7 protein-coding genes are annotated in these 10,836 nt (G+C 70.5%); 5 read left to right on the forward strand and 2 right to left on the reverse strand.

The window, feature by feature from the left end; genetic code table 11:
* Positions 1–257: 257 nt before the first annotated feature.
* Positions 258–1,118 carry an SPFH domain-containing protein gene (locus Vqi01_RS15750; RefSeq protein ID WP_204035548.1) on the forward strand — a complete coding sequence of 287 codons (861 nt, stop codon included), beginning with the start codon at positions 258–260 and terminating at the stop codon, positions 1,116–1,118.
* Between the two features lie 711 nt (positions 1,119–1,829).
* On the opposite strand, the gene Vqi01_RS15755 is transcribed toward Vqi01_RS15750, so the two are convergent.
* Both Vqi01_RS15755 and dnaE read right to left on the reverse strand, forming a co-directional pair.
* Positions 1,830–2,867 carry an aminotransferase class V-fold PLP-dependent enzyme gene (locus Vqi01_RS15755; RefSeq protein WP_204035549.1) on the reverse strand — a complete coding sequence of 346 codons (1,038 nt, stop codon included), beginning with the start codon at positions 2,865–2,867 and terminating at the stop codon, positions 1,830–1,832.
* A 270-nt stretch (positions 2,868–3,137) separates the two neighbouring features.
* Positions 3,138–6,671, reverse strand: coding sequence for a DNA polymerase III subunit alpha (gene dnaE, locus Vqi01_RS15760; RefSeq protein WP_204035550.1), 3,534 nt, complete (start codon positions 6,669–6,671; stop codon positions 3,138–3,140).
* A gap of 256 nt (positions 6,672–6,927) precedes the next feature.
* Between dnaE and Vqi01_RS15765 the strand changes: the two genes are divergently transcribed.
* From Vqi01_RS15765 to Vqi01_RS15780, 4 genes are all read left to right on the forward strand, one after another.
* Positions 6,928–7,215: a PadR family transcriptional regulator gene (locus Vqi01_RS15765; RefSeq protein WP_239098422.1), complete on the forward strand. Its 288-nt coding sequence runs from the start codon at positions 6,928–6,930 to the stop codon at positions 7,213–7,215.
* Positions 7,216–7,643: 428 nt separating this feature from the next.
* Positions 7,644–7,931: a hypothetical protein gene (locus tag Vqi01_RS30770; protein WP_239098423.1), complete on the forward strand. Its 288-nt coding sequence runs from the start codon at positions 7,644–7,646 to the stop codon at positions 7,929–7,931.
* A 130-nt stretch (positions 7,932–8,061) separates the two neighbouring features.
* The gene (locus tag Vqi01_RS15775) at positions 8,062–8,658 is read left to right on the forward strand and encodes a LemA family protein (RefSeq protein ID WP_204035551.1); all 597 of its coding nucleotides are present in this window, start codon (positions 8,062–8,064) and stop codon (positions 8,656–8,658) included.
* 14 nt (positions 8,659–8,672) lie between these two features.
* Complete coding sequence (locus Vqi01_RS15780; RefSeq protein ID WP_204035552.1) at positions 8,673–10,724, forward strand: M48 family metallopeptidase; 2,052 nt, start codon at positions 8,673–8,675, stop codon at positions 10,722–10,724.
* Positions 10,725–10,836 lie beyond the last annotated feature (112 nt).

Below are 10,836 nucleotides of genomic sequence, written 5' to 3' on the forward strand. Positions count from 1 at the left end.
AGCTGACCCAACAAGACATTCCTCAACAAGGGGGAGCAAGAACCGCTGGCCGGCACCCGAACCCGGGTGCCGGCCAGCGGCGTCTCCGGCGAGGGTCGTCCTGCGCCGACGGGCGGCGACTGCGCCTCGGCCGGGGCGGCCCCGGCGCTGCGCAACGGCAATCCCGCTGCCCCAGACGCCGAGTCCGGAGCCCTTGCCCCGGACGACTATGTTGATGATCGACTCAACAGGTCATTCCGATGGAAGGTTCGGCGCTCATGCCTTTCGGCTTCATCCTCGCGATCGCCACCGCCGTCATCGCGGCCATCAGCGTCGCCGTCGCCCTGCTCAGCGCGCGAAGCGTGCGGCAGAGCGCCGCGCTGATCTCGGCCGCCGCCCTGATCGTGACGCTCGTGCTCACGATCACGTCGAGCGCCCACTCGGTGCCGATCCGGTCGGTCGGAATCGTCACCAGCTTCGGCAAGCCCACCGGCGAGGTGACCGGCTCCGGACTGAAGTGGGTCGCGCCGTGGCAGCGGGTCGGAGAGTGGGACGCCGGGCGGCAGAAGTACGACCACATCGGCGACACCAACTGCGTACGGGTGCGCACCGGCACCCTCGCCGACGCCTGCGTCGAGGTGCTGGTCGAGTGGCAGGTCCGGCCCGAGAACGCGCCACAGCAGTTCATGGACTACAAGGGTGACTTCGACAGCTTCCGGGGCCAGCGGGTCGGCGTGCAACTCGACAGCGCGGTGAACGACGCGTTCGCCTCCTACAACCCGCTGGAGCGCATCGACGCGAAGACCGGCAGCCTGAACGTCGACCTCAAGCCCTTCGCTGAGAGCATCAAGGCCGGCGCCGAGGGCCGCCTCGCCGACGACGTGGACATCCTGTCGGTCACCATCACCCGGGTCAACCACGACGACAAGACCGAGGGCAACATCAAGGCGTTCCAGGACAAGCTCGCCCAGACCCGCAATCTCGAACAGGACCGCCGCAACGCCGAGATCCAGAAGCAGATCACCGAGACCAACGCCAAGGTGGACAAGGTGACCCGCTGCCTGGAGATCTCCGAGAAGAACGGCAGCGCGCCGGGGCTGTGCATCAACCCGGGCATCATCACCGGCACCGGCAAGTGAACTCCCGCCCCCGCCGCCCCAAAGTGGCGGGGGCGGACGTCCACCCAGCGGCAAGCAATGTCGAGCCCTGCGGTGTTGCGCGGGCCCCCATGGATGCTGGCGAGAAACGTACGGCTGAGACCGCTGCTGCCGGGCCGATCGGTTCCCCGCAGGTCCCGGCCCCTAAATGCTCTCTGCCTCCCTGTCGAGCTGAACCGTTGGCGCCATCACGCAAGGGCCACTCGTCGCTGCCGGTCGCTGGCAGTCGCTGCCGGTCGCTGCCGGTCGCTGGCGGTCGCTGGCGGTCGCTGGCGGTCGCTGGCGGTCGCTGGCGGTCGCTGGCGGTCGCTCCGCTTGTCACTGTCCGTCGCCGCCCCCGTCACTGCCGGTCGGCGCTCGTCGGTTGCCCGTCACTGCCGGTCGCTGCCCGTCACTGCAGTCGCTGCCGGCCACTGCCGGCCACTGCCGGTCGCTGGCAGTCGCTGCCGGCCACTGTCGGTCACTGTCGGTCGCTGTCGGTTTGAAGGCCGCGATCCGTTCACGCTGTCAGCTCGACAGGGCCGGCCCTGCCACAGGTCGCCTAGGGCGGACATGAAGGGCAGGCCATTCACATGCCCGCGCCGTCGCCTGAGCCGGTGAGCGACGAGGCGAGCTGCGGTGCTGGCGCGCCGGCGCCGGTTGTTAATAAGGGACCCCTCCTCTACACGAGGCGTTAATAGGGGGCCCTTCCTTTCACCCGGCCAGCGCGTCGAGTGCGAGATCGACGTCCTGCTGGGTGGTGTAGAGGTGGAAGGAGGCCCGGACGCGGCCGGCGCGGACCGCTGCGCGGACGCCGGCCCGTTCGAGCTTCTCCCGCGCGCCGGGCACCTCCACGCTGACGATCGCGCTTTGCCCGGGCGGCTGCCCCAGCCCGGCCAGGAACCGGTTGGCCAGCCCCACGTCGTACGCGTGCACCGCCGGCACCCCGACCCTCAGCAACACTTCCAGGGCCGGGGCCGCCCCGACCCAGGCGAACCAGGCCGGCGAGATGTCGAACCGGCGGGCGTCGTCGCTCAATCGCAGTGGCGGCCCGTAGTAGGAGGCGTGCGGATCGCTGGCGGCGCACCAACCGGCGGCGTCCGGGCGCATCCGCTCCCGCAGCGCAGGATCGAGGTAGGCGAAGGCGGTGCCCCGGGGACCCATCAGCCACTTGTAGCCGCCGACGACCACCACGTCGGCCAGGGCCGCATCGAACGGCAGCCAGCCGCACGCCTGGGTGGCGTCGACGGCGACGAGCGCGCCGTGTGCCCGCGCCGCCGCGACGATGTCGTCGTACGCAGCCACCGTGCCGTCGGCGGACTGCACGAGGCTGAACGCCACCAGATCGGTGCCGTCGTCCACCGATGCGGCCAGCTTGTCCAGCGGCACGGTGCGGACCTCGACGCCCCGGATCTCCTGCACCATCCAGGGGAAGAGGTTGGAGGTGAACTCGACCTCGGGGACGACCACCCGGGCACCGGCGGGCAGTGCGGCGGCGACCGGCGCCAGCAACTGGGAGACGGTGGCCCCGATCGCCACGTCGGCCGGCGGCACGCCGGCCAGCCGGGCGAACGCGTCCCGGGTCCGGCCGGCCGCTTCGCTCCAGCCCTCCCACGCTCCCCGGCCCACACGCCAGTCGGCGAGCGCCTCCTGCAACGCGTCCCAGGCCGGGTCGGGTGGCAGCCCGTAGGTTGCGGTGTTCAACCACCCCGGCTGCGGTTGCCACAGCTTCTGCGCCTGTTCCAGCTCCATGCCATCGACGCTAGCCGCCCGGTCGCCCGCCCCGGAGCGCCAATCCACCCCCCGTGGCATTGAAGGAAGGGCCCCCTTTTAACGCCTCCGGTAGAGGAGGGGCCCCTTCTTAACACCCGAGCCCGACGCACGGCGGCGCGAGCGGTGGACGACGCACGGCGACGCGGCGGCGGCGCTGGCAGCGCAAGCGGCGCACGGCGGAAGCGGGAGCGGCGCAAGCGGCACGGGGACGGCCCGCGGCGGCGGGGGCGGCGCGCGGAACTGCCCGGATCAGCTGACGTTGGCCGGGCCGAGGACGCTCTTCAGGTCAGCCATCAGCGCGGTGGTCGCCGCCACCCGCACCGGGCCGAGCCGCCAGGTGGTGGTCCGGCTGCCGTTGAGCAGCTTGACATGCACCTCGGCGTCGCCTGGGTGCAGCACCAGGGTTTCCTTCAGCCGCTGCACCAGCGGCGGGGTGCAGCGGGTCACCGGGATGGTGAGGGTGACCGGCTTGTTGGCCGCACTGGCGCTGACGTCGGGCAGGGACATGTCCATCGCCATGATGCGCGGAGTGTCGTCGCGCCGGTCCACCCGCCCCTTGACCACCACGATGGCGTCCTCGGCGATGTACTGCCCGATCACCTCGTAAGTGTTCGGGAAGAACAGGGTCTCCACCCCACCGGCGAGGTCCTCCAGGGTGGCCGAGGCCCACGCCCGGCCCTGCTTGGTGACCCGCCGCTGCACGTTGGAGAGGATGCCGGCGAGGGTGACCACCGCGCCGTCGGGCACGGTGCCCTCCTCGGACAGGGCGGCGATGGTGCAGTCGGAAGCCGGGCCGAGGATGTGTTCCAGGCCGAACAGGGGGTGATCGGAGACGTACAGGCCGAGCATCTCCCGCTCGAAGGCGAGCTTGTCGCGCTTGTCCCACTCCCCCTCGGTGATGGTCGGCATCACCGTGGTGTTGGTCGCGGTCTCGGCCTCGCCGAAGCCCGCGCCGAACAGGTCGTACTGGCCGACGGCCTCCTTGCGCTTGACATCGGCGTACGCGTCGATGGCGTCGGCGTGCACGGCGAGCAGCCCCTTGCGCGGGTGGCCCATCGAGTCGAACGCGCCGGCCTTGATCAGGGATTCGATGGTCTTCTTGTTGCAGACCACCGCGTCGACCTTGGACAGGAAGTCGTAGAAGTCGGCGTACTCGCCCTTCTCCTCGCGGCACCGCATGACCGAGGTGACCACGTTCGCGCCGACGTTGCGGATCGCGCCGAGACCGAAGCGGATCTCCTTGCCGACCGGGGTGAACGGGCCCGCCGACGTGTTCACGTCCGGCGGCAGCACCTGGATGCCCATCCGCCGGCACTCGGACAGGTAGAGGGCCATCTTGTCCTTGTCGTCGCCGACGGAGGTCAGCAGCGCCGCCATGTACTCGGCGGGATAGTGCGCCTTCAGGTACGCCGTCCAGTACGACACGAGGCCGTACGCGGCGGAGTGCGCCTTGTTGAAGGCGTACCCGGCGAACGGGACGAGCACGTCCCAGACCTTCTGGATCGCCTCGTCGGAGTAGCCGCGCTCGCGGCAGCCGTCCCGGAACGGGATGAACTCCTTGTCCAGGATCTCCTTCTTCTTCTTGCCCATCGCCCGGCGCAGCAGGTCGGCCTGGCCGAGGCTGTACCCGGCGAGGATCTGCGCGGCGCGCTGCACCTGCTCCTGATAGACGATCAGGCCGTAGGTGGGGGCGAGAATGTCCCGCAGTGGCTCCTCCAGCTCCGGGTGGATCGGGGTGATCTCCTGGAGGCCGTTCTTGCGCAGCGCGTAGTTGGTGTGCGAGTCCACGCCCATCGGGCCGGGCCGGTACAGCGCCAGCACGGCGGAGATGTCTTCGAAGTTGTCGGGCTTCATCATCCGCAGCAGCGAGCGCATCGGCCCGCCGTCGAGCTGGAACACGCCCAGCGTGTCGCCGCGGGACAGCAGCTCGTACGCGGCCTTGTCGTCCAACGGCAGGGCCAGCAGGTCCAGCTCCTTGCCGTGGTTGAGCTCGATGTTCTTCACCGCGTCGTCGATGATGGTCAGGTTGCGCAGGCCGAGGAAGTCCATCTTCAGCAGCCCGAGCGACTCGCACGTCGGGTAGTCGAACTGGGTGATGATCACCCCGTCGGAGTCCCGGCGCATCAGCGGAACGTGCTCGATGATCGGCTCGGCGGACATGATGACGCCGGCGGCGTGCACGCCGGTCTGGCGGATCAGCCCTTCGATGCCCCGGGCGGTGTCGATGACCTTCTTGACGTCGGCCTCCGACTCGTACATGCCCCGGATCTCGCCGGCCTCGGCGTAGCGGGGGTGCTTCGGGTCGAAGATGCCCTCGAGCGGGATGTCCTTGCCCATCACCGCCGGCGGCATGGCCTTGGTGATCCGGTCGCCGACCGCGTACGGGTAGCCGAGCACCCGGGCCGAGTCCTTGATCGCGGCCTTCGCTTTGATGGTGCCGAAGGTGGCGATCTGGGCGACCTTGTCCTCGCCCCACTTGTCGGTGACGTACTTGATCACCTCACCGCGCCGGCGCTCGTCGAAGTCGATGTCGACATCCGGCATGGAGACCCGCTCGGGGTTGAGGAACCGCTCGAAGATCAGTCCGTGCGGGATCGGGTCCAGGTCGGTGATGCCCAGGGCGTACGCGACCAGCGAACCGGCCGCCGAGCCCCGTCCCGGCCCCACCGCGATGCCCTGGGACTTGGCCCACCCGATGAAGTCGGCGACCACGAGGAAGTACGACGGGAAGCCCATCTGGGTGATGACGCCGAGTTCGTACTCGGCCTGCGCGACGTGCCCCTCGGGGATCCCGTTCGGAAAGCGGCGGGCCAGTCCGGCGAAGGTTTCCTTGCGGAACCACGACTCCTCGGTCTCCCCCTCGGGCACCGGAAAGCGCGGCATCAGGTTGCGGAACTCGAACATCCCGGTCGGGTCGACCTTCTCGGCGACCAGCAGGGTGTTCCGGCAGCCCTCCAGCCAGATGTCGGAGTTGTCCACGCCGCGCATCTCGTCGGCGGACTTGATGTAGTAGCCGCTGCCGTCGAACCTGAACCGGTTCGGGTCGGCCACGTTCGCCGCGGTCTGTACGCAGAGCAGTACGTCGTGTGCCTCGGCCTGCGCCTCGTGGGTGTAGTGCGAGTCGTTGGTGACCACCGGCGGGATGTCGAGCTTGCGGGAGATCTCGATCAGTTCGTCGCGGACCCGGCGCTCGATCGAGATGCCATGGTCCATGATCTCCAGGAAGAAGTTCTCCCTGCCGAAGATGTCCTGGTACTTGGCCGCAGCCTTGAGTGCCTCGTCGTACTGGCCAAGCCGCAGCCGGGTCTGCACCTCACCCGAGGGACAGCCGGTGGTGGCCATCAGCCCGTCGGCGTGCTCGGCGAGGAGTTCGGCGTCCATCCGGGGCCACTTGACGAAGAAGCCCTCGGTGTACGAGCGCGAGGTGAGCTTGAACAGGTTGTGCAGGCCGGTCTGGTTCCGAGCCCAGATCGTCATGTGCGTGTAGCCACCGCTACCCGAGACGTCGTCGCTCTTCTGCTCCGGTCGGCCCCAGCGCACCCGCTGCTTGTGGAAGCGCGACTCCGGCGCGACGTACGCCTCGATGCCCAGGATCGGCTTCACCCCGGCGGCCGTGGCCTGCTTGTAGAAGTCGTTCGCGCCGTGCATGTTGCCGTGGTCGGTCATCGCCACCGCCGGCATGCCCTGCCGCTTGACCTCGGCGAACAGGTCCTTGAGCCGGGCTGCCCCATCGAGCATCGAGTACTCCGTGTGCACGTGCAGATGCGCGAACGAATCGCCCATGCGAAGGCCCCCCGGGTTGGATGATCGAGTCGGTCGGGCCCACCCTATCCCCGCCGCAGCCGCCACTCCACCGCGCCGCGCCCGGACCCGCCAAGCCACCCCACCCCTGTCGATCTTGCACTTTCGGTCGCCGAAACATCCCCTTTGGACGGTGTTGCACCGACAGAAAACGCAAGATCGACGGAGGGGTGGCGGACCGTATCGGGTCAGCGATGACGTCCTGCGGACACACCTTCAGGAGCTACGCCGAGGCACGGTGGTGGTGGCCAGCCTGGTCGCCCTGCGTCGGCCCGACTACGGCTACGCGCTGCTGCAACGGCTCACCGGGCACGGCTTCCCGGTCGACGCCAACACCCTCTACCCCCTACTGCGTCGGCTTGCGGAGCAGGGGCTCCTGACCAGCGAGTGGAACACCGAGGAGAGCCGGCCACGCAAGTTCTACCGCACCAGCCCCGACGGCGAGGCGGCGCTCGACCGACTTCTCGCCGATCTGGCCGCCGTCCAGACCTCCATGACCGCCCTGCTCGAAGGAGTCGACCGATGAGCACGCTGACCGACCGCTACGTCGCCGCCACCCTGCGCTCGGTCCCCGCCCCCCGCGCGAGGAGATCGCCACCGAGCTGCGCGCCTCGATCCAGGACATGATCGAGGGCCGCACGGCCGGCGGGGAGGAGACTGCCGCCGCCGAGCGCGAGGTGCTCACCGAGCTGGGCGATCCGGCGCAGCTCGCCGCCCGCTACGCCAACACCCCCTGCACCTGCCCGGCTGGAGCGTCGACCAACTCCCGGAGGCCCCGGTCGACCGGCAGATCACGCTCACCGACACGGCCGCAGCGATCGGCTTCCTGGCCCTCTCTTCATCGCCTACCTGCCACTGCAGCACTTCCGGTCGTTCGTCCCCGCCGACGGTGCCGACAACCTACCGATCCTCGGCCCGGCGCGGTGGAACTTCTGGCTGCCGTTCCTGATCGCCGTGCTGGTCGCCTCCGTGGGGCTGGAAATCGCCAAGTACCGGGCTGGGCGCTGGACCTGGCCGCTGGTCGCGGTGAACGCGGTGCTCAACCTGGCGTTCGCGGTGCCGGTGGTCTGGCTGATGTCGACAGACCGGCTGCTGAACCCCGACCTCGTGGCCCGCTTCCAGTGGCTCGGCGAGGGCCAGAACCTGAAGATGGTCACCACCGTGCTGGTGGTCACCGCGATCCTGGCCGTGCTCTGGGGCACCGCCGACAGCGTGATCAAGGCACGCCGGGCCGCGCGCTGACCGCCGACGCCGGGCGAGGGTGGGACCGGATCCCGTCCTCGCCGAGGGCCCCCATAGGAGAATGGGCAGGTCTGGACACGTGAACGTACGATCATGAACGGCAGGACCGACGCGTACCGAGGGAGGGGCCGTGGAACTCATCATCGGTTTGGTGTGTCTGGCGTTGATCGTCGTGGCGGTGCTCGGCTTCGGCGTCTCGATCTACAACGGGTTGGTCCGGGCCCGCAACGCGTACCGCAACGCGTTCGCGCAGATCGACGTACAGCTCATCCGCCGGCACGACCTCATTCCCAACCTGGTCCAGACCGCCAAGGGCTACCTCAAGCACGAGCGGGAGACGCTGGAAGCGGTGATCACCGCCCGCAACGCCGCCGTCAACGCGCAGGCCACGGCCGCGGCAGCTCCCGGTGACCCGGCCGCAATGCAGCAGCTCAGCGGCGCGGAGAACGCGCTCACCGCCACCCTGGGCCGGCTGTTCGCGCTCTCCGAGGCCTACCCCGACCTCAAGGCCAACCAGAACATGATGCAGCTGTCGGAGGAGCTGACCTCGACCGAGAACCGGGTCGCCTTCGCCCGCCAGGCGTACAACGACGCGGTGATGGCCTACAACAACAAGCGCGAGGTCTTCCCGTCCAGCCTGATCGCGGGGATGTTCTCGTTCGGGCCGGCCGCGCTGTTCCAGCCGGACGACCCGCAGCAGCGCCAGGCCCCCCAGGTCTCCTTCTAGAGCTCCGACGACCGATGAACTTCTTCGAACGGCAGCGTCAGGTCCGCCGGCTGTCGGCCCGGTTGGTGCTGCTGTTCGTGCTGGCCGTGGTCGGCATCGTGGTGGTGGTGAACCTCGCCGCGGTCTTCGCCTTCAACGCCACCGCCGGCCCGCCGGGACAGCTGGTCGGGCTGATCGCCGTGGTCAGCGTGTGCACCGTCGCGGCGATCGGGCTGGCCGCGCTGGTGCGTACCCTCGCGTTGCGCGGCGGCGGCGGGAAGGTGGCCCGCGAGTTGGGCGGGGTGCCGGTGCCGGCGGACACCACCGACCCGGAGCTGCGCCGGTTGCGTAACGTGGTCGAGGAGATGGCGCTGGCCTCCGGCGTACCCGTTCCCGAGGTCTACGTCCTGCCGAATGAGACGGCGATCAACGCCTTCGCCGCCGGCTGGGGCCCCGCCGACGCCGCCGTCGCGGTCACCCGGGGCGCGCTGCAGCGGCTCAACCGCGACGAACTCCAAGGGGTCATCGCGCACGAGTTCGCTCACGTCGTCAACGGGGACATGCGGCTCAACATCCGGCTGATGGGACTGCTGTTCGGCATCCTCTTCCTGACCGTGATCGGTCGTGGCCTGGCCCGCGCCGGCGTCCTCGGCGGCGGCCGGCAGCGCAACAACAGCGGCGGGGCGAACCCGTTGGCGCTGGTGGGGCTGGCGCTGCTGGTGGCCGGGTACGTCGGGGTCGTCGCCGGGCGGCTCATTCAGGCCTCGGTGTCGCGGCAACGGGAGTACCTGGCCGACGCCTCGGCCGTGCAGTACACCCGGCAGACCCGGGGCATCGCCGGGGCGCTGAAGAAGATCGGTGGGCTGACCGGCGGCGCCGAGCTGAAGTCGCCGAAGCGCGACGAGGTGGGGCACATGCTCTTCGGCGAGGCGAGCCGGGCCTCCTGGTTGGCCACCCATCCCCCGCTGGCCGACCGGATCAGGGCGCTGGAGCCCTCGTTCGACCCGGCGGAGCTGCAGCGGCTGTCGCGGCAGTGGGCGGCGGCACCGCCGTCCGGCCGGCAGGAGGACATCGCGCTCGGCCTGGCCCCGGCCACGCCGGGCGAGGCCGTGCCCGGCCGGCGGACGCCGGGCCCGGCGGGTACGCAGGCGCCGGCCCGTGGCCCGGCGGGCGAGAACGTGCCGGGCCAGCTCCAGCCGGGTGCGCCGGGGCAGGCACGGCAGGCCGGGGCGGGCCTGCCGGGGCACGGCGCGCGGGTGTCGGTCGCGCCGGGCGAGGTGCTCGGCCGGGTCGCCGCTCCCACCGAGACCGCCTACACCCACGCCGCAGCGATCCTCAACCGGATCCCGGATCCGCTGCTCGACCGGGCCCGCAACCGGGAGGCGGCCGTACCGCTGGTGCTCGGCCTGCTGCTCAGCGCCGACCCGGAGATCCGGCAGCACCAGTACGCCGCGCTGGCGCAGCAGCACGGCCGCGACCTGGCCGACGCCGCCCTGCGTGCGGCCAGCGAGTTGGCCGGGCTGCATCCGGCGCTCCGACTGCCCCTGGCCGAGCTGGCCTTCCCGGCTCTGCGCGCCCGTCCGGACGCGGAACTGGAATCGCTGCTGTCGGCCGTGTTCACGCTGATCCACGCCGACGGTGCGATCGACGTGACCGAGTACTGCCTGTCCCGGCTGCTGCTGGCCGAGATCCAGGAGTCGCTGCGGCCGGACTCCCGCTGGCGCACCGACCGGCGTACCCTCACCGATGCCCGCTCTGCGGCGGCCGCTCTGCTGGCCCTCCTCGCCCAGGTCGGGCACGCCGGCCGGCCCGCCGCCGAACAGGCCTTCCAGGCCGGCGTCGCCGTCCTGATACCCGGGGCCAACCTGCCGTACGCGCCGCCGGAGAACGGCGTGCTGGCCCTGGAGACCGCCTGGCCGGTGCTGGACGGGTTGCGACCGGGCGACAAGGAGCGGCTGGTCGCGGCGGTGGTGGCGGTGATCAGCCACGACGGGATGATGACCGTGCCCGAGGTCGAGCTGCTGCGCACGATCTGTGGCCTGCTGCACTGCCCGCTGCCGCCGATGGCCGGCCACGGCATCGGCTGACCGCCGCCCGCGCTAGCCCTCGATGGCCGCGCTCGCCCGATCGGCCGCGCTCGCCCGATCGGCCGCGCTCGCCCGGTCAGCCGCGCTCGCCCGGTCAGCCGCGCTCGCCCGG

Source organism: Micromonospora qiuiae (assembly GCF_016863555.1).
Taxonomy (GTDB): Bacteria; Actinomycetota; Actinomycetes; order Mycobacteriales; family Micromonosporaceae; genus Micromonospora; species Micromonospora qiuiae.

What these genes read in the sequence shown, in the direction of transcription:
- Vqi01_RS15780 (WP_204035552.1), top strand. Translation starts at nt 8,673, where the DNA reads ATGAACTTCTTCGAACGGCAGCGTCAGGTCCGCCGGCTGTCGGCCCGG.
- Vqi01_RS15750 (WP_204035548.1), top strand. Translation starts at nt 258, where the DNA reads ATGCCTTTCGGCTTCATCCTCGCGATCGCCACCGCCGTCATCGCGGCC.
- dnaE (WP_204035550.1), bottom strand. Translation starts at nt 6,671, where the DNA reads ATGGGCGATTCGTTCGCGCATCTGCACGTGCACACGGAGTACTCGATG.
- Vqi01_RS15755 (WP_204035549.1), bottom strand. Translation starts at nt 2,867, where the DNA reads ATGGAGCTGGAACAGGCGCAGAAGCTGTGGCAACCGCAGCCGGGGTGG.